The organism is Aeromonas sp. 82P (genome assembly GCF_051919365.1).
Lineage (GTDB): Bacteria > Pseudomonadota > Gammaproteobacteria > Enterobacterales > Aeromonadaceae > Aeromonas > Aeromonas veronii.
Window position 1 is genome coordinate 3,548,936 of the sequence record NZ_JBQBEV010000001.1, and the last position, 18,691, is coordinate 3,567,626.

At 55.6% G+C, this 18,691-nt stretch carries 20 protein-coding genes and 1 pseudogene; 1 reads left to right on the forward strand and 20 read right to left on the reverse strand.

The genetic code is table 11. The features are described 5' to 3' along the window. Window positions 1-5: 5 nt before the first annotated feature. Together tdcB and ACTG2S_RS16090 are read right to left on the reverse strand one after the other, a co-directional pair. Window positions 6-1,010: a bifunctional threonine ammonia-lyase/L-serine ammonia-lyase TdcB gene (tdcB, locus tag ACTG2S_RS16085; protein ID WP_005334660.1), complete on the reverse strand. Its 1,005-nt coding sequence runs from the start codon at window positions 1,008-1,010 to the stop codon at window positions 6-8. A gap of 359 nt (window positions 1,011-1,369) precedes the next feature. Continuing rightward, window positions 1,370-1,714, reverse strand: coding sequence for a Grx4 family monothiol glutaredoxin (locus ACTG2S_RS16090; protein WP_005353650.1), 345 nt, complete (start codon window positions 1,712-1,714; stop codon window positions 1,370-1,372). A 288-nt stretch (window positions 1,715-2,002) separates the two neighbouring features. Here ACTG2S_RS16090 and sodB point away from each other — a divergent pair, with 288 nt between their 5' ends. Beyond that, complete coding sequence (gene sodB / locus ACTG2S_RS16095; protein WP_005334664.1) at window positions 2,003-2,587, forward strand: superoxide dismutase [Fe]; 585 nt, start codon at window positions 2,003-2,005, stop codon at window positions 2,585-2,587. Window positions 2,588-2,699: 112 nt separating this feature from the next. Here the strand turns inward: sodB and ACTG2S_RS16100 are convergent, their stop codons facing one another. From ACTG2S_RS16100 to ACTG2S_RS16185, 18 genes and pseudogenes are all read right to left on the reverse strand, one after another. Continuing rightward, window positions 2,700-3,512 (reverse strand): MlaA family lipoprotein, encoded by an 813-nt coding sequence (locus ACTG2S_RS16100; RefSeq protein ID WP_274161152.1) that lies wholly within the window; start codon window positions 3,510-3,512, stop codon window positions 2,700-2,702. A gap of 85 nt (window positions 3,513-3,597) precedes the next feature. Continuing rightward, complete coding sequence (ccmI, locus tag ACTG2S_RS16105) at window positions 3,598-4,866, reverse strand: c-type cytochrome biogenesis protein CcmI (RefSeq protein ID WP_274161151.1); 1,269 nt, start codon at window positions 4,864-4,866, stop codon at window positions 3,598-3,600. Beyond that, window positions 4,863-5,342 carry a cytochrome c-type biogenesis protein gene (locus ACTG2S_RS16110; protein WP_017788562.1) on the reverse strand — a complete coding sequence of 160 codons (480 nt, stop codon included), beginning with the start codon at window positions 5,340-5,342 and terminating at the stop codon, window positions 4,863-4,865. Before ACTG2S_RS16110 ends, ccmI begins: the two co-directional genes overlap by 4 nt. Before the next feature lie 11 nt (window positions 5,343-5,353). Beyond that, a complete protein-coding gene (locus ACTG2S_RS16115) occupies window positions 5,354-5,884 on the reverse strand; it encodes a DsbE family thiol:disulfide interchange protein (RefSeq protein WP_005362026.1) in 531 nt (176 codons plus the stop codon). Further along, window positions 5,881-7,835, reverse strand: a pseudogene (locus ACTG2S_RS16120) (heme lyase CcmF/NrfE family subunit). Before ACTG2S_RS16120 ends, ACTG2S_RS16115 begins: the two are co-directional and overlap by 4 nt. An 82-nt stretch (window positions 7,836-7,917) precedes the next feature. Next, entirely contained in the window at window positions 7,918-8,409 is a 492-nt protein-coding gene (ccmE, locus tag ACTG2S_RS16125; protein WP_005334685.1) for a cytochrome c maturation protein CcmE, read from the reverse strand. Beyond that, window positions 8,406-8,612 carry a heme exporter protein CcmD gene (ccmD, locus tag ACTG2S_RS16130; protein WP_120415658.1) on the reverse strand — a complete coding sequence of 69 codons (207 nt, stop codon included), beginning with the start codon at window positions 8,610-8,612 and terminating at the stop codon, window positions 8,406-8,408. The genes ccmE and ccmD overlap by 4 nt, the downstream gene beginning before the upstream one ends. Before the next feature lie 2 nt (window positions 8,613-8,614). Continuing rightward, complete coding sequence (locus tag ACTG2S_RS16135; RefSeq protein WP_429144667.1) at window positions 8,615-9,355, reverse strand: heme ABC transporter permease; 741 nt, start codon at window positions 9,353-9,355, stop codon at window positions 8,615-8,617. Between the two features lie 170 nt (window positions 9,356-9,525). Continuing rightward, window positions 9,526-10,194 carry a heme exporter protein CcmB gene (ccmB, locus tag ACTG2S_RS16140; RefSeq protein ID WP_150389464.1) on the reverse strand — a complete coding sequence of 223 codons (669 nt, stop codon included), beginning with the start codon at window positions 10,192-10,194 and terminating at the stop codon, window positions 9,526-9,528. A 4-nt stretch (window positions 10,195-10,198) separates the two neighbouring features. Continuing rightward, window positions 10,199-10,843: a cytochrome c biogenesis heme-transporting ATPase CcmA gene (gene ccmA, locus ACTG2S_RS16145; protein ID WP_005362034.1), complete on the reverse strand. Its 645-nt coding sequence runs from the start codon at window positions 10,841-10,843 to the stop codon at window positions 10,199-10,201. Window positions 10,844-11,041: 198 nt separating this feature from the next. Continuing rightward, window positions 11,042-11,419, reverse strand: a complete 378-nt coding sequence (locus ACTG2S_RS16150) for a DUF2802 domain-containing protein (RefSeq protein WP_162850469.1) — start codon at window positions 11,417-11,419, stop codon at window positions 11,042-11,044. A 28-nt stretch (window positions 11,420-11,447) separates the two neighbouring features. Beyond that, the gene (locus ACTG2S_RS16155) at window positions 11,448-11,936 is read right to left on the reverse strand and encodes a chemotaxis protein CheW (RefSeq protein WP_005298836.1); all 489 of its coding nucleotides are present in this window, start codon (window positions 11,934-11,936) and stop codon (window positions 11,448-11,450) included. Window positions 11,937-12,005: 69 nt separating this feature from the next. Next, window positions 12,006-12,878, reverse strand: coding sequence for a chemotaxis protein CheW (locus tag ACTG2S_RS16160; RefSeq protein WP_274161147.1), 873 nt, complete (start codon window positions 12,876-12,878; stop codon window positions 12,006-12,008). After that, window positions 12,875-13,669, reverse strand: a complete 795-nt coding sequence (locus ACTG2S_RS16165) for a ParA family protein (protein ID WP_005334696.1) — start codon at window positions 13,667-13,669, stop codon at window positions 12,875-12,877. Before ACTG2S_RS16165 ends, ACTG2S_RS16160 begins: the two co-directional genes overlap by 4 nt. Window positions 13,670-13,673: 4 nt before the next feature. Next, complete coding sequence (locus ACTG2S_RS16170; protein ID WP_005334698.1) at window positions 13,674-14,594, reverse strand: flagellar motor protein MotB; 921 nt, start codon at window positions 14,592-14,594, stop codon at window positions 13,674-13,676. A gap of 2 nt (window positions 14,595-14,596) precedes the next feature. Continuing rightward, complete coding sequence (locus ACTG2S_RS16175) at window positions 14,597-15,334, reverse strand: flagellar motor protein (protein WP_019444726.1); 738 nt, start codon at window positions 15,332-15,334, stop codon at window positions 14,597-14,599. A 2-nt stretch (window positions 15,335-15,336) separates the two neighbouring features. Then, window positions 15,337-16,452 (reverse strand): protein-glutamate methylesterase/protein-glutamine glutaminase, encoded by a 1,116-nt coding sequence (locus ACTG2S_RS16180; RefSeq protein WP_267511607.1) that lies wholly within the window; start codon window positions 16,450-16,452, stop codon window positions 15,337-15,339. A gap of 32 nt (window positions 16,453-16,484) precedes the next feature. After that, the gene (locus tag ACTG2S_RS16185; RefSeq protein ID WP_376891898.1) at window positions 16,485-18,686 is read right to left on the reverse strand and encodes a chemotaxis protein CheA; all 2,202 of its coding nucleotides are present in this window, start codon (window positions 18,684-18,686) and stop codon (window positions 16,485-16,487) included. Window positions 18,687-18,691 lie beyond the last annotated feature (5 nt).

Sequence of the window (18,691 nt, forward strand, 5' to 3'; positions counted from 1 at the left end):
ATTCCTTACAGGCTAAATTGACGAATATTGTTCTGTTCGATAATTTCGGCGATACGGGTCAGATCAATATTGCCCCCCGAAATAATGCTGACGGTCTTTTTACCTTCGACATAATGTTTCAGCTTGCCACTGAGCAGCGCTGCCGAGGCCAGAGCTCCCGCCCCTTCGGTAATCACCTTGTTGCGCTGAATAAGGTCAACCATGCTATGACGAATATCATCCTCGGTGACCAGTACAATATCATCCACCAATTGTTTGACGATTTCGAAGGTCAGTGAACCGGGTCTTGCCACATCACAGCCATCGGCCAGCGTGCTGCTGGTTCTGTGATTGGTCATGGTGCCGGCATAGAAAGAAGCCGCCATACCGTGCACATTCTCGGATTGCACACCAATCACCTTGATGGTCGGATTAATAGATTTGATAGCCATGGCAACACCGGCAATCAAACCACCGCCACCGATCGGTACTATGATGTTATCGACATCATACAAATCTTCGATAATTTCCAGGCCAATGGTGCCCTGGCCGGCAATCACTTTTGCATCGTCGAAGGGGGGGATAAATACGCGGCCTTCCATCTCCACGATTTCGCTGACTTTGGCAATGGTGTCATTGAAGCTATTTCCATGGAGGATCACTTTGGCTGAATAGTCACTGGTTGCAGCAATTTTTGATTTGGGGGCACAGCAAGGCATGACCACCTTGGCATCAATTCCCAGCATAGCACTGGAGAGTGATACACCTTGGGCATGATTGCCCGCCGAGCAGGCGACAACACCTTTTTGTCGGTCTTCCAGACTTAATGAACTGAGCTTGTTGAAGGCGCCACGAATTTTAAAAGAGCCTGTACGTTGCATGTTTTCAAGCTTGAGGTAAACCTCGCCATGGCAACGTTCGCTGATGTAGTTAGAGGGTAGTTGCGCGGTCTTGTATATATGATTGGTCAGTCTTTTTTTGGCTTCAGTAATATCATGAAGACCAATGGGCAGATTGCTATACATCTTCATCGCAAATCTCTTTTTATTTATTAATTTGTAGGGTTTTATTTCACAGGGCGAAGCGATACTAGGTTCTATCACTTGCAATTAATGTGAGCATAAACACAAAAAAATCTACAAAGAGACTGCGTTACGGTGAAATTATCAAAAAATGTGATGGCAGCAACACTTGAATCCAAATGGATTAAAAAAAGTAATCAGATATTGGCAAACAATATAATTAACAACTCAAAAACAAAGCCGTAAAGATTAGATTTTTCAGGACAATTGCGTTGCTTTTTGCAACCGGCAATCAGTTGCTTGCCTGCCAGAACCGGGACAATAAAAAAGGGAGCCTATATGGCCCCCTTTTGACAACACAGAACCGATTACTCGGCTGCAGCATCATCTTTCTTGTACTTGGCAGCAGTCTCTTTGATCAGAGCCTGCAACTCGCCAGCCTGGAACATCTCGATCATGATGTCACAGCCACCGATCAGCTCACCTTCAACCCACAGTTGGGGGAAGGTCGGCCAGTTGGCGAATTTTGGCAATTCGGCGCGGATATCCGGATTTTGCAGGATATCAACGTATGCAAACGGCTCGCCGCAGGACATCAGAGCCTGGGAGGCCTGGGCAGAGAAGCCACAGCTGGGTAGCTTGGGGGAGCCCTTCATGTAGATGATGATGGGGTTGTCAGCCAGCTGCTGCTTAATCTTTTCAATAGTTTCCATAGGTGCCTCACTAGAGCGATTTCGGCGGCCATTCTACTGCAATCTTGCCCGAGCACAAACTGACAAAGGGGTGACCCGGCTCGAATTGTGCAAAGAACCCACACAGGATTGATCGCGATCATGGCGCCAATCAAGAGTTGTTAGGCCATCTTTGATACTGCTACAATCCCTTGGCTTTGGGCTACCCAGCCCCATCATTTTAAAAACAACTCTTTTCACATATAGAAAAGAGTACGCAATGTCTTGCAACCGTCGCCTTCGCACGGTCCAGCCAATGGAGAGTAGAAAATGGCATTCGAACTTCCCGCTCTGCCCTATGCAATCAACGCTCTGGAACCGCACATCTCCCAGGAAACTCTGGAATATCACCACGGCAAGCACCACAACACCTACGTGGTCAACCTGAACAATCTGGTGCCGGGTACCGAGTTTGAAGGCAAGTCTCTGGAAGAGATCATCAAGACCTCCAACGGCGGCATCTTCAACAACGCCGCCCAGATCTGGAACCACACCTTCTACTGGCACTGCCTCTCCCCGAATGGCGGTGGCGAGCCGACTGGCGCCCTGGCTGATGCCATCAACAAGGCATTCGGCTCCTTCGCCGAGTTCAAAGATGCCTTCACCAAATCAGCCATCGGCAACTTCGGTTCCAGCTGGACTTGGCTGGTGAAGAAAGCTGACGGCTCTCTGGCTATCGTCAACACCTCCAACGCTGGCTGCCCGCTGACTGAAGCCGGTACCACCCCGCTGCTGACCGTTGACCTGTGGGAGCACGCCTACTACATCGACTTCCGCAACCTGCGTCCGAAGTACATGGAAACCTTCTGGGCTCTGGTTAACTGGGAATTCGTGGCCAAGAATCTGGCTGCCTAATCAGCCTCGCTTGCCAAAACGCCCCGCTCTGCGGGGCGTTTTTTTATCTCGATATGGCTGCGAAAATGAATAAGGCGCCCGCAGGCGCCTTTTACATATCGAGATAGCCCGTTTACTGGTCCAACTCGTCCATATATTCATCCAGATTGGCATCGTCGACCTGCTCTTGCTGAGACGCTTTCAGCTCGGTCTGCTTGCCCGTCACCTTGCCCTGGTTATATTGCAGGTAGAAGTCCTTGGTCAGCGCATAAGGATCGAGGGAGTTGTCGATGATCCGCTCCTGATCGATCAGCTTGGCACGTGTGCCCAAGCCATCCAGTGCCCAGTGTGCAACCTTCATCGGGAAGGTTAACAGGGCATAGGGGAAGTAGAAGCTGTCAATCGCATCGCCAACCAGCTCACGGGTGGTGGTCGGGCCGTAAACAGGCACCATGATGTAGGCACCATTACCGATATCGGCCCTGCCCAGCACGGTATCCATCTCCAGTTTGTTGCGCTCGAGACCGGCATGTTTGGCCACATCGAAGATGCCCAGCAGACCGACCGTGGTGTTGAGGGTAAAGCGCCCCAGGTTGGTGCCCGCCCCCTTCAAATCGCCGGTGATCAGATGGTTCACCATGCTGCTTGGCTCATCAAAGTTGGCAACAAAGTTGGCAATGCCATCCTTCACCCCAACCGGAATGTAGCGGGCATAGGCATGTACCACAGGACGTGCCACATAGGGTTCCAGCACATCATAGTTGACCGCCCACATGGCCCGGTTGGCCCCCTGGAAGGGATCGCGCGGATCGGCCGCCGTACTGGTGGCACCCGGATTATTCATGCCGGGATTGAGATCCAGACTCTCTGGGCCAGGCTTGGGTGGGCCACCGGCACAGCCAGCCAGCAAGAGGGCTGCCAGTATGGCCCCTGAACGAAGATACATATGATTGTCCTGACGTTTTATTTTGATTTATCAGAAGTATAGATAACCCGGCTCCTATCCAGGGGCCGGGTTATCCAAAGGCATATTAGAGGGCGTGATCTATGCGGATGTCAATCGGAGCAGCAGGGATCTCGGCCGTCTTGACCGGCACGGATATCCCTTCGAAGGCTCCTTCCTTGTTCATCACATTGCCACCGCGCGAGAGACGTGCCTTGAACTGCAGCTCCGGATAGGCCGCCAGTTTGCTGCCTTCCATCATGGCATCGCCATCCCCGAGTGACAGGGTTACAGGCAAGGTTGGCCCTGCGATACGCTTCACGGCGATAGGCATGGGCGGCCCGTTGGGCACCACGGCAAAGACGAAGAGATGGGCATCTTCCGGCATCTGAATGCCCGCCGCCAACGTGACGTGGATGGGGAATTCCCCCTCCTTCACCGCCAGCGGTTGTCCCTCAACTGCGCCCTCTTTGGCTGCGCCTGAATTCGTCACCTCGATGCCGCGCTGCTTGAGCTGCGCGCGGGCATACTCCATGGAGCGCTCGACCATCACGTAACGGGGGGTACCTTTCTCCATCAGTGGCAACATCGCCTGCCAGCGAGACAGCGCGGTCTCGAAGTCCTCTTTTTGCAGCGCCATAAAGGCATAGACGGAACGCGCCTCGATATTGTCCGGATCCTGCGCGATAGCCGCTTGCAACAGGGCATCCGCTTGCGCCTCATCCCCCGTCATCATCAGCGCCTGCGCGTAGGGCACCGCCACCAGCGATTTCTGGGGGGCAAGCGTGTAGGCCCGCTCCAGCGCCTCGCTGGCCATCTCGGGATCATTGCCATCCAGCGCTAAGCGTCCCAGCAGCAGCCAGCCGCGGTAGTCGTTCGGTTCATCCTTGAGGCGGGTACGCAGTGCCAGCGTGAAATCCAGCAGATCCTGCTCGGTCACCTGGGCATCGCGTTCCACCAGAATGCGGTTGCTCAGCTCGCCAAGACGGCTGCTGGCATCTTGCCAGCGACTCACCTCTTGCCAGGAGCCCAACTTGTAGTAGAGCCCCAGACTCACCACCAACAGCACCAGCACACCCGGGATCCAGATCAGACTCTTGCCACTGCGGGCAGTCTGCTCCACATCAGGGATATCATCCAAGAGACTTCGTTGCAGCTCGACCAGCGAGTCGGACTCCTCAGCCAGGACACCCTGCTCGCGCTCTTCGCCAATCTCCAGCAGCCGCTGGCGATAGAGCTGTTTGTTGAGCGCCGAGCGACTGATGCTCTGTTTGCCTTCACCACGCCACAGCGGCACGACGAGCGCCAGACTCACCAGCACCAGCAAGCCCGCAATCACTATCCAAAAAGCGGTCATTGTTTCTCTTCCTCTTTGAGCAGCTCGGCCAGTCGGCGCTGCTCCTCCTCGCTCAAGGCGTTATCCAGTTGTTTTTTCACCGCAGGGGGCCGGCGGCTGCGCATCACGACCACGGCGCCACCGATCAGGATCACCAGCAGCGGGCCGAGCCAGAGGATCAGGGTGGAGGCCATCAGGGGCGGGTTATAGAGGATAAAGTTGCCGTAACGGGCCACCATGTAATCCACTATCTCCTCTTTATCCTTACCCTCGCGCACCATCTGGTAGGTCTTGTCGCGCAAGTCCTTGGCCAGCCCCGCATTGGAGTCGGCGATATCCTGGTTCTGACACTTGGGGCAACGCAGCTCCTTGGTCAGTTCGCGAAAGACCTGCTCCTGATTGTCGTTGTCGAAGGTGTAGACATCGATAGCGGCCATGGCCGGCGCTTGCACCACCCATCCCAGCAACAGCAGCAGGGAAGCAATAAATACTCTCATCAAGACTCCCCTCACTTCATGGCATCAAAGATGGGTTTGAGGGTCGACGCCCAGTTCTCGGGGTTGATATCCCCCACGTGGCGATACCGGATGATCCCCTTGCTGTCGATAAAGAAGGTTTCCGGCGCGCCATATACCCCGAGATCCAGCCCCAGCATGCCGTCCGGATCATAGAGGTTGACCTGATAGGGGTTGCCCAGCTCCGCCAGCCATTTGATAGCCTTGTCACGCTCATCCTTGTAGTTCATGCCGATGATGGGAATACCCTGCCCTGCAAGCTGTTTGAGGTAGGTGTGCTCGCCATAGCAGGTCGGGCACCAGGTAGCCCAGACGTTGAGCAACATGGGGCGACCGGTCAGGATACTGCGATCGTGCTGTTTGTTCAGATCGTAAATGTCCTGCAGAGTGAACACCGGCACCTCTTTGCCCACCATCACTGACTCAAGCTTGGTGGGATCGGAGCCAAGTCCCTTAAGAAGAAACCCAAGCATTAATAAAAACAAAATAAAGGGGATTAAAAACAACCAGGTCTTTTTGTTCATACCTTGGCCTCCTCCTCACGACGGCCGAAACGGTAACGCTTGTCCAGCATCGCCAGCACGCCACCAATAGCCATAAAGACGCCGCCGAACCAGATCCAGCGCACGAACGGCTTGTAGTAGATCCGCACCGCCCAAGCACCGTTGTCGAGCTGTTCCCCCAGCGCAGCATAGAGATCGCGGGTGATACCGGCATCGATGGCCGCTTCGGTCATCGGCATCCGGCTCACCTTATACATCCGCTTCTCGGGCTTGAGCAGGGCGACCTGCTTGCCATTCTTGTGCACTTCCAGCACGCCCTTGAAGCCATCGTAGTTGGGGCCGTTCTTCTCCTTGATCCCGGCAAAGACGAACTCGTAATCGGCAAAGTGCACCCGATCACCCGCCTGCATCCGCAGATCCTTCTCGATGCTGTAGTTCTGGGTGCAGGCGATACCTATGATGCTGACTGCCAGCCCCACATGGCCGAGGATCATGGCCCAGTGGCTATTGCCAAGCTTGCGCACACCGACTGCAAAGCTGTGCTTGTGGGTAGCCCGCGCCCAGGTCTCCTGCACGCTGGTGACGATGATCCAGGCGCCCAGACCAATCCCTACCGCCGCCCACGGCTTGAAGGTTTCGGCCAAGAGCAGAGGCAACAGCAAGGCTGCGGCCAGACTCAGCACCAGTGCCACGACCACCTTGCTTTTGAGTTCCCCCAGCTCCTGACGACGCCAGCGAAACAGCGGGCCAACCCCCAGCAGCAGGGCAAACGGGATGATCAGCCAGCTGTAGATGTGGTTGAAGAAGGGGGTACCGATAGAGATGCTCCCCAGCCCCAGCTCCTTGTGCACCAGCGGCAGCAAGGTACCGAGCAGCACGGTCAGCAGACCCGCCACCAGCATGATGTTGTTGCAAAGCAGCAGGGTCTCGCGGCTCCACAGCTCGTGTTTGCCGTGGCTCTTCACCTGCGAGCCTTTAAAGGCAAACAGCAGCAAGGATGAACCGATCACCGCCAGCAGGAAGCCGAGATAAACAGGCCGCGGGTCGGATCGGAGGCAAACGCATGCACCGACACCAACACGCCGGAGCGTACCAGGAAGGTACCCAGCAGGCTCAGCGAGAAGGCAGAGAGGGCCAGCAGCACGGTCCACGCCTTGAAAGTGGCGCGCTTCTCGCTCACCGCCAGCGAGTGCAGCAGAGCGGTACCCGCGAGCCAAGGCATAAACGAGGCGTTTTCTACAGGATCCCAGAACCACCAGCCGCCCCAACCGAGCTCATAGTAGGCCCACCAGGAGCCGAGCACGATGCCAAGGGTCAGGAATACCCAGGCCGCCATGGTCCAGGGGCGCGACCAGCGGGCCCAGGTCGCATCGAGACGACCGGTCATCAGCGAAGCAATCGCAAAGGCAAACGCCACCGAGAAGCCCACATAACCCATGTAGAGCATCGGCGGATGGAAGATAAGACCCGGATCCTGCAGCAGCGGATTGAGGTCACGACCATCTACCGGGAAATAGGGCAAGGTGCGGGTGAAGGGATCGGAGGTGAACAGCACGAAAGCAGTGAAGCCGACCGAGATCAGCCCCAGCACGCCGAGTACCCGCGCGACAGCATCGAGCGGCAGACGGCGGCTGAACATGGCCACCGCCGCAGTCCAGCCCCCTAAGGTCAGAACCCACAGCAGCAGGGAACCTTCGTGGGCGCCCCATACGGCGGAAATGCGATAGGCGAGCGGCAGCAGGCTGTTGGAGTTAGTGGCCACATACTGCACGGTGAAGTCGTTATCGATAAAGGCCCAGGTCAGGCAGAGAAACGACAGCAGCAGCAGCAAGAACTGGGCATAGGCGAGCGGACGGGCCGCCGACATCATGCCAAGACGCCCCCAGCTGGCGCCAAGCAGCGGGTAGCTGCCCAGCAGCAGGGCGGTGGCAAAGGCCAGGATCAGCGCAAACTGACCTAATTCCGGGATCATGAAGGCATTCCTTTCAATTGAACGGTGACAACAGCCGCACCACGCACGGCAGGCAAAGCGGAAAAGGCAAACACCACAGGGATCACTGCTTGGCTCCCTTCAACTGCGCCTCGGTATACTCCGGCTTGAAGTGCATACCGTTGGTGGCATCGGCCACTTCCGGCGGCATGTAGTTCTCATCGTGCTTGGCCAGCACCTCGAACGCCTCTACGGTCGTGGCATCCTTGAGGGTGCCCTGGGCAACAATCCCCTGCCCTTCACGGAAGAGATCCGGCAGGATGCCGTCAAACTCGACCTTCACCAGATGACCGCCGTTATCCACCAGCTTGAAGGCAACCTTGAGGCTCTGGGGATCCCGCTGTACCGATCCCGGCACGACCAACCCACCGATGCGCAGGCGCTGCCCCTCTTCCGGCTTGATCTTGTCCGGCCCCTTCCCCTCCACCAGCTCGCTCGGGGTATAGAAGAGGTCGATATTCTGACTGAGGGCGTAGAGCACCAGCCCGCTGACGGTCGCCAGACCCAGGGTGATGGCGAGAATGATGGTGAGGCGTTTTTTGCGTCTCGGATTCATAGGGTGTTCTCCATCTGCTGGGCCGCCTTGCGACGGGCCTCACGCGCCTGCTTGCTGCGCAACTCACCGAGCAGGCTGCGGGTTTTCATGCGGGTAGAAATGATGATGCCGACCAGACACACCAACGTCAGGCCAAAAGAGAGCCAGACATAGAAGGCGTAACCGCCCATCGCCATAAAATCACTGAAAGAGGCAAAGTACATGCTTACTTCTCCTGCTCTGCAATCTCTTTGACCCAGGGGCGATGCCACTCCCGCATCAGGAGTTCATTGCGAAAACGCATCAGGGTCAGGGCCCCGAGAAACGTGGCAAACGCCAGGATCATGATCAGCAGCGGCCAGAGCATCTCGGGTGAAATGGAGGGTTTGTCAAATTTGGTGATGGTGGCCCCCTGATGCAGGGTGTTCCACCACTCCACCGAGTAGTGAATAATGGGCAGGTTGATCACCCCAACCAGTGCCAGAATGCCGGCCGCACGGCCAGCGACCACCTTGTCGCTGAAGGCGTTGTAGAGGGCTATCACACCGAGGTAGAGAAACAGCAGGATCAGTTCAGAGGTGAGCCGCGCATCCCAGACCCACCAGGTTCCCCACATCGGCTTGCCCCAAGCGGCACCGGTAAAGAGGGCAATAAAGGTAAATACGGCGCCGACCGGCGCAATGGCTGCAACCGTCATGTCCGCCATCCGCAATTGCCACACTAGGCCGATAAAAGCGGCCACCGCCATGGTGGAGTAGGCTCCCATGGAGAGAATGGCGGAAGGCACGTGGATATAGATGATCCGGAACGAATCTCCCTGCTGGTAATCCGCTGGCGCAAACGCGAGGCCCCAGACAGTACCGATCACAAACGAGAGCAGACTAATCACCACAAACCAGGGCAACAGCGTGCCTGCCAGCTGATAGGCACGCTCCGGTTTGGCATAAGGGTGCAACCATTTCCACATAGCTCACAAAACCTTTTTGTTATTAATCGTTTGGCGAGGCCTACCATACCGACCGCAGGGCAGCATCAAATACCCCGAAAGCAATAAGCGGCACTCTCCTTGATCCATCGCAACATTATTTTTTGTAAAAAGACTCCGTTCGGAGCCAAATTCGGTTCAGCTCACGGCCATCAGTTGAGGCTGACCCGCAACGCCGCCGACACAGCCAGCGGCGTCAGTGTCAAAGCCCCCACCAGCATGGCGGCCAGAATGGCAAGCTGCCCGCCATAGGGCAAGCTCATCCCCGCGGCATCGATGGCTGAGGTGGCAAAAATCAGTACCGGAATATAGAGCGGCAGGATCAGCAGACTGAGCAGCACCCCGCCTTTGCGCAGTCCCACCGTCAACGCGACCCCGACCGCGCCGAGCAGACTCAATACCGGAGTGCCAAGTGCCAGCGTCGAGACGACAGCCAGATAAGTGTTCATATCCAGCGACAGCAAAATCGCCAGCAAGGGAGAGATCAGCAGCAGCGGCAAGCCGGTCAGCAGCCAGTGAGCGACCACTTTCGCCAGCGCCAGCAAGCCCAGCGGGTGCGGCATCAGCATCATCTGCTCCAGCGCGCCATCGGCAAAGTCGTCGCGAAACAGTCGCTCCAGCGACAGCATGGCCGCCAATAGCGCCGCCACCCAGATGATCCCCGGGGCAATACGTGACAGCAGTTTGGGCTCCGGGCCAATGCCTAACGGAAACAGGGTGATGACGATGAGGAAAAACCAGAGCGGATTGAGAATATCGGAACGCTGGCGCAGAGCCATCAGCAGTTCACGGTGAATAAGGTGCATAACAGCGCGCAACATGGCGTTACTCCTGCAATGTCGATGCGAAGGGGGTCAACGAGATAGTCTTCAGCCGTCCCTGCATCAGGGTCAGATCCTGATGAGTGGTGAGGATCACCATGCCACCCCGCTCGGCGTGGGCCAGAAAGAGCTGTTCGAGCACCTTGACCCCTTGCTTGTCGATGGCGGTAAAGGGTTCATCGAGGATCCAGAGTGCCGGTTTCTGTGACAGCCAGAGTCTGGCCAGAGCCACCCGGCGTTGCTGGCCGGCAGAGAGTTGCCCGGTCGGGTTCTCTTCAAATCCGGCCAGCCCTACCCGGGCCAATATCTGCCACAAGTCGATCTCGGTTTGCTGCGGGTGATGTAACTGCTGGTAGAACTTCAGGTTTTCAAAAGGGGTCAGCGCCGCTTTGACACCAGGCTGATGGCCGAGATAGAGCAGATTGGCATGATACTCATCACGACAGTGACGAATATTTTCCCCATTCCAGCACACCTCACCGGCAAACGGCTGCGACAGCCCGGTCAACAATCGCAACAGGCTGGTCTTGCCAACCCCGTTGGGCCCTTCAATTTGCACCAGATCGCCGGGCGCAACAGAGAAAGAGAGGTGTTCAAACAGAGTGCGATCTTCGCGCACGCAGCTCAGATTGTTAACTTGAAGCAGCATGGGGATTTTTTCAGAGAAAATGAAGCGGTCTGCATCTTAACACAGTATTGGAATACGTCTTTTCAAAGATGCAACAATTAAACTGACTGGCGACCGGGATCACAAAGAAAATACGGTAGAAACTACTCGCTCAACGCTGCTGGGGGAAAAGCGGCTGCACGCCATAAAATTCAGGAAGGCAATTGCCTTCCTGAATCATCAAGAGCGACCTTTTCGCAACGATATCAAGAGCTCAGCCTCTGCCTTTGGCAACTCGCACTCACTCATGACTTCATCAAGATCGGCGCCCAGTTCGACCATCTTTGCCGCTCGGCTGTAGAGCCTGCGTTCGGGATCCTGCATGGTCAGCTCTTGCTGGCGCTCATTGACCTGCTGCATCGCCCCTTCCACCGACTGCAGACGCTGCCCCATGCCAATGGCACCGGAATGGAGTTCCATCATCTGCTTGCGCAAGCTTTCCAACTGACCTTGCAGCGTGGCCACACTGGCCTCGGACTCCTGCTTGCTGCGCTTGCTCTTGAACCAGATATAAGAGGCAAACGCCAAGGCAATCAGGGACATCCCCAAGGCAACCATCTCGATTATCAAAACATCACCTTACTTATCAGAGGGAACCGATATCTTCCCACTCTTCATCGGAGAGCAGCTTGTTCAAGTCAACCAGGATCAGCAGTTGCCCATCGCGGTTGCTCACCCCCTGAATAAACTTGGCGCTCTCTTCAGTACCGACCGCAGGTGCCGCATCGATCTCGGAAGAGCGCAGATAAACCACTTCTGCCACGCTGTCGACCATGATGCCGATCACCTGCTTCTCGGCCTCGATGATCACAATCCGGGAGTTTTCACTCACATCACCGGAAGGCAGACCGAAGCGGGAACGGGTATCGATGACAGTCACCACATTGCCACGCAGGTTGATGATCCCCAGTACGTACTCAGGCGCACCCGGCACCGGTGCAATTTCGGTGTAGCGCAACACCTCCTGAACCTGCATCACATTGATGCCGTAGGTTTCGTTTTCCAGTTGGAAGGTTACCCATTGCAGCACTTCATCTTCGGCCAGATTCTGTGCAATATTGCGCTTTTCTGTCATGTTTTTATTCCTTTTATGAAAACGTCTACTGCTAAAACTAGCAATAAAACAGCTCGATTGCAGAAGTTATCAGCGACCTTCTATGTTAACCCCACGCTCCAGCAACAGGAGCAATTCGCGGACGTGTAACAGGGCACACATTTTTTCTTTGACCATGCCAGCCAACCAGGGGCGCTTACCCTCCTGATGGCGCCATTTCACCTGGTCACGGTGTAACAATTCAGTCCCTTTGAGATGATGGCAGGCTAATCCCCACGGCGATTCACCAAGCATAATCAGATACTTGTAATCATCCATCTCGAGATGCTGACCCGGCATGACCCACTGGGCAGTATCGACCACATTCATCTTCTGCTCGCGAGAGGTCATGATCCCCTTGTACCAGCTAGGCTGGCCAAACAGGGAGGTGATCTCGCCCAGCTGATGAATCCCCCCCAGCTCGGTCAACGGCACCGCAAACGTCACACCCGCGACTTCAAAGAAAAGGGCCTGAAACTCCTTACCGGTATCGATATTTTCCCAGGTAACAGGTTCACTGGCCTCTACCGGAGCAACCTCCAGCGCCGTTTCGGTCAGGATAGTAGTATGGGGCTCCGCAACCTCGGGGAGCTGCACCTCCGCAGGCCACTCAGGCTCCACCGGCAGCAGTGATTCCTCCGCCACAATCTCCAGCGGTGCGGTGAGTGTTATCTCCTGGGTGAAGGCGTCATTCTCAAACTGGACTTGTCCCACCTGAGCCAATAGCTCACCAAGTTGGGCAAGCCGTGGATCGCTTTCGAGGTAAGGTGCGGCGACTACCTCAGGGACGCTTTGGGGCTGACGTTGCAACTGTAAAACAGGGGCGGATTGAGCCTCTTCCACCTCATCCGGCACCAGTGGCTCATCGAGCAGCAGGGAGTGGAAATAGTCATCCATCGCCCGAACTTGAATGGTATCTCTCATGCCGTCACCTCATGAACCCGTTGCCGCTCAAGGGCATCAAGATGATTGAGCAGCGTTTCATATGCATAGGTTCCACGACTCCCGGGAGAATAGATAGACGGGGGGATATGCAGCAAGCTGGCATCCCGAAACTTGGTATCAATAGGGATCACCGCATTCCATACTGAATCCCCATATTGATCCTTGATCGACTTCAAGGTCATCAGAGAGGCTCGGGTACGCTTGTCGAACATAGTCGGGATCACGGTATAACGGAACTTGTCACGCTTGGAACGCTGCATGATCTCGAATGTTTTCATCATCCGCTCCAACCCCTTGAGGGCCAGAAATTCGGTCTGGACAGGCACCAGAATGCGATCGCAGGCAGCCAGCGCGTTGACCATCATCACTCCCAGCACTGGCGGGCAATCGATCAGCACGTAATCATATTGATCCTGAATGCGCAGCAGTGCCCGCTTCAGTACCAGTCCCATCCCCTCACGATTGCCCATCACCCGATCAAGGGTCGCCAAGGTAATAGATGCTGGCAGTAAGTTGATATTTTCGAACTTGGTCTTGAGCGTCAGTTTATTGACAAGCTCGGCTGTCGGTTTGACAGCTTGAAACAACTCATAGAGGGTTCCATCCAGGCGATCTGAATCAAAATCAAGATATGCAGTCAGCGAAGCATGGGGATCGGTATCAATCAACAGCACCCGCTGGCCACGCTGGGCCAGGATCCCCGCAAGCGAGACCACTGTGGTGGTTTTACCCACACCACCTTTCTGGTTGGCAACCGTCCAAACAATCACTGTATCAATCCTGCCTTGTTGTTATGCGTATGCCACCACCGGGCAAGGTGATCACCTTTATCTCTCCTGCATCCACCGCCTGTTGTACAGCAGGAACCGGTTCGGCAACTACCGTAGGCGTTGCAACCACAGGTGCCGGCGGCACCCAGGCAAATTTGGAGATAGCAACCACAACCTTGCGATTCTGCAGTCTGCCCTGCTCGCTGCCGTTGTCAGCAAAGGGGGAAAACTCGCCATATGCCTCGAACGCCAGACGCTGGGGGGCGATCCCATCGGCAATCAAACCATTGAGTACCGCTTCGGCCCGAGCAGCAGAAAGCGCCCAGTTAGAACGATAAATTTCATTATTTATCTGTTGGTTATCGGTATAACCCCGAACCCTTACATAGTTATCGACCGGTTTGAGAATACTTGAAAGAGTATTAATGACCGGTGCTGCGTTTGGTCCCAAAAAGGCACTGCCGCTACCAAACAACAAGCCGGAACTGAGTTCAACCGTCAGCCAGTTCTCATCTTGCGTCAGTTTGACGATACCGGCATCTACCAGCGAGCCCATGCTCTGTTGCAACTGCATATCGAGTTTTGCAAGTGTCGCGCCATCTTGCAGCACTGGCACACCAGAAATAGGAGCAAGTGAAGGAGAGGGGGATGCTGGGCTTTCCAGCAATGATGGAGAGGCAGATACCGGGTTATCCAGCAGGGAATTACCCTGCCCTTCAAGCAAGCCATTGCCGCCAGACTGCATGACACTGAACGCCTGGCTCATACCATCAATCACCGCGCGATACTTGTCCTTGTTCACCAGTGCAACAGAGTAGAGCACCACGAACAAGGCAAAGATCAGCGTCATATAATCGGCATAGGAGACCAGCCAGCGGTCAAGATGCTCGCGACCCTGCAAGTGCAACCGATAGCGCTTGCGCATGGCTACTCTCCTTTCAAATAGGCCCTGAGCCGGCGTTCAACCTGCAAGCCGTTTTCACCATGGGCGATAGCCAGCAGCCCTTCCAGGGTCATCTCCTGAAAGAGTGCATAGTGATAGTGAAATGCGCGTAGCCTGTTGGCGATAGGCAGGTAGATGAGGTTGGCAAACCCCACTCCATAGATGGTTGCCACAAATGCCACTGCGATCCCAGCTCCCAGTGCTGATGGGTCTTCGAGATGAAACATGGCCTGGATCAGGCCCAGCACGGCACCGATGATCCCGATGGTCGGACTGTACCCCCCCATTGCTTCAAATACCCTGGCGGCATGTTCATTACGCTCCTGCTCGATATCGATATCGGCTTCGAGCAACATGCGAATATCCTCCGTGGAGACCCCATCGACAATCATGCCAAGCCCTTGGCGAGTAAAGTTGTCTTCCTCCTGCTCGGCCTGATTTTCAAGGGCCAGCAGCCCTTGCTGGCGCGCAAAGACGGCCCATGACTGCAACCGTTCGGCCTGCGCCGCGAGATCTTGGTGGGGAGGGGTAAAAATCCATAACAGCTGGCGCAACGCCAGCAGAATGTACTTGGCTGGAGTCTGCAACGTGACGGCACCAACGGTACCACCCAGCACGATCAAAAAAGCGGGGCCGTCCACCAACGTCAACAGGGAGCCGCCATGCCACAGTTGGGCAATGGCAATAGCCCCCAATGCCAGGAGCAGACCGAGCAAGCCCATGATTAGCGCCCCAACTCAACCAGAATACGCTGGGCCACCTTGTCCAGAGGGAGTGATTCGCTGGCAATCCCCGCTTTAGCTACTGCTTGGGGCATACCATATACCACGCAGGAAGCCTCATCCTGAGCCCAGATGGTTGATCCCTGCTCTTTCAGCAGTCTGGCGCCATCACGGCCATCAGCCCCCATACCGGTCAGCACAATCGCCAGCACCTTGTCGGCATAAGTTTTGGCCGCAGAGGCAAAGGTGATGTCCACACAAGGCTTGTAATTTACCTTGTCGTTGCCATCCACGATGCGAATGCGAGCCCCTGCACCACGACCTTCTAGCAGCATCTGTTTGCCACCAGGAGCAAGGTAGGCATGCCCGGGTTTAAGCACATCGCCATCTTCCGCTTCCTTGACGCCAATCTGGCATAACCCGTTGAGACGGGCAGCAAACGCGGCGGTAAAAGTGGCTGGCATATGCTGGATAAGCAGGATTGGATGGGGAAAATCCCCCGGCAACTTGGTCAGCACATTTTGCAAAGCAACAGGTCCGCCGGTAGAAGTACCAATCGCCACCAACTGATAACTCTTGCCACTGCGCTTGAATGAAGCACTTGGCACAGTGCGTTGCAGGTCAGGCTGACGATCAGGAGTTCTGGGTGCAGTGCTGCCCAGGGGAGCACGAGCAACCGGTTCAGGTGCTTTGGGGCGAGCAGCGGATGTCATCAGGAAGCGCTTGCGGGAGATCTCCTTCACCCGCTGTTGCAACAGTCTGACCGCTTCATCTTTGTCTCTGGCAATGTCCTCAAACTTCTTGGGCAAGAAGTCGAGGGCACCGGCGTCCAGCGCATCAAGCGTAGCCTTGGCCCCTTCATGGGTCAGGGAGGAGAACATCAGAATGGGGATTGGGCACTTGGCCATGATCTCCCGCACCGCACTGATGCCATCCATCACGGGCATTTCGATGTCCATGGTGATCACATCAGGGCGCAGCGACATCGCCTTGTCCACCGCCTCACGTCCATTCTGGGCCGTATCAATCACCGTCAGCATGGGATCCTGATTGATGATCTCGCTCACCCGACGGCGAAAGAAGCTCGAATCGTCGACAACTAATACCTTGACTGCCATTGTTGTTTTTCTAACTCCTTGGGCCTGAGCTATTAATGTCTACGCGCATATGCTTTGAGCAGACTCGGCACATCCAAAATAAGAGCAATTCCGCCATCACTGGTAATCGTCGCCCCGGCCATGCCAGGGGTGCCTTGCAGCAGGTTATCAAGTGGCTTGATCACTACCTCTTCCTGACCAATCAGGCTATCTACCACAAACCCGATTTGCTGAGTGCCAATCTGCACGATAACCACATGTCCGGTATCCTGGCGTGAACGCTTGTTGGCGCCACGAATCAACCATTTGTGCAGATAGAAGAGCGGTATCGCCTTCTCGCGCACAATGATGGTGAGCTGGCCATCAACCATGTTGGCCTTTTTCAGATCCAGATGAAAAATCTCGTTCACACAACCGAGGGGAAGTGCGAAGGTCTGCTCACCCACCTCAACCATCAGAGTCGGCAGAATGGCTAGCGTCAACGGAACCTTGATTTCGAGACGGGTACCTTTCCCCCAGGTGGAATCGATGTGCACCGATCCATTGAGGCTGACAATGCTGGTTTTAACCACATCCATTCCGACACCACGGCCAGAGATATCGGAGATCTCGGCCTTGGTTGAAAAGCCCGGGGCAAAGATCAGGTTATAGGCATCGTTGTCGCTCATGCGAGCGGCAGTATCTGCATCCAGAACACCGCGACTGATTGCGATGGACTTGAGTTTCTCAGGATCCATACCAGCCCCATCATCCTCGATGCAAAGCAGAATATGGTCACCTTGCTGGGAGGCGCTAAGGGTGATCGTCCCTTGCCGCGGTTTGCCCGCTTTCTCCCGCACATCCGGCATTTCGACCCCGTGATCGCATGAGTTGCGAACAAGGTGAACCAGAGGATCGGCGAGCGCCTCTACCAGGTTTTTATCAAGATCGGTCTCTTCCCCCACCATCACCAGCTCAATCTCTTTCTTGAGGGTTCTTGCCAGATCACGTACCACGCGCGGGAAACGACCAAAGACCTTCTTGATTGGCTGCATGCGGGTTTTCATCACCGCACCTTGCAGGTCAGCCGTTACCACATCCAGATTGGCAACCGCCTTTGACATCTCTTCATCATTGCTGGCAATACCCAGGCTCACCAGACGGTTACGGACCAGTACCAACTCACCTACCATGTTCATGATGACATCGAGGGTCTTGGTATCCACCCGCACCGTCGTATCGCTTTGTACGGCACTGTTTTCTGCTGGCGCAGGTGCCGCCTTGGCGGCAGGCGCTGGTGTCTTGGCTGCTTCGGCAGGTTTTGCGGGGGCAGCCGGTGCTGGTTTGGCAACAGGAGTGGCCGGTTTGGGCGGAGTCACCGCAGCAGGTGCGGCAGGTGCGGCAGGTGCGGCAGGTGCGGCAGGTGCGGCAGGTGCCATAGTACTCTGAGGCCCTTGACCACGACCATGCAATTCATCAAGCAGGCGTTCAAACTCATCATCATCGATAAGCTCGTCCACCTCTTTTTGCACCGATTTCAGAGGATTCACCTCTGGCGCCCCCATGTGCTGTCCCTGACCATGGAGTTGATCCAGCAAGGCCTCAAACTCATCATCGGTGATATCGCCAGAGCCACCAGCGATAGGCGCTGCTGCAACCGTCTTGGTCGGTGCCCCACCCACGCCGTGGAGCTCGTCCAGCAGGCGTTCAAATTCGTCTGCAGAAATTTCATCTATCGAGCCGCCGCCATTGACAGGAGCAGGCTCGCTGCTGGTGGCTGCGGGTTCAACAACTTCTGGAGCAACTTCTTCAACAACTACCGGTGCTGCAGGTTCAGATTCTACAGCCGCAGCCGCACTGGTAGCAGTGCGCAGTTGCTCTTCCCCTTCTGGCTTGCACAACTCATGGAGGTCATGAAGCAAATCATCTGACGCAGGGCTGGGGGCTTCGCGATTTTGAACCTGGGCGAACATGACATTGATGGCGTCCAGCGCTTGCAGGATCACATCCATCAGCTCCGCAGTAACGGTTCGCTTGCCATTACGCAAGATATCGAACACGTTTTCCGCACCGTGGCATACATCAACCAGTTCACCGAGCGACAGAAAACCTGCCCCCCCTTTCACGGTATGGAAACCGCGAAAGATAGCATTCAACAGGTTCTTGTCATCGGGCCGCTTTTCCAAGTCGACCAGTTGTTCAGACAACTGTTCCAATATTTCGGATGCTTCGACCAGAAAGTCTTGCAGTATGTCTTCATCAACTTCGAAGGCCATGCGTC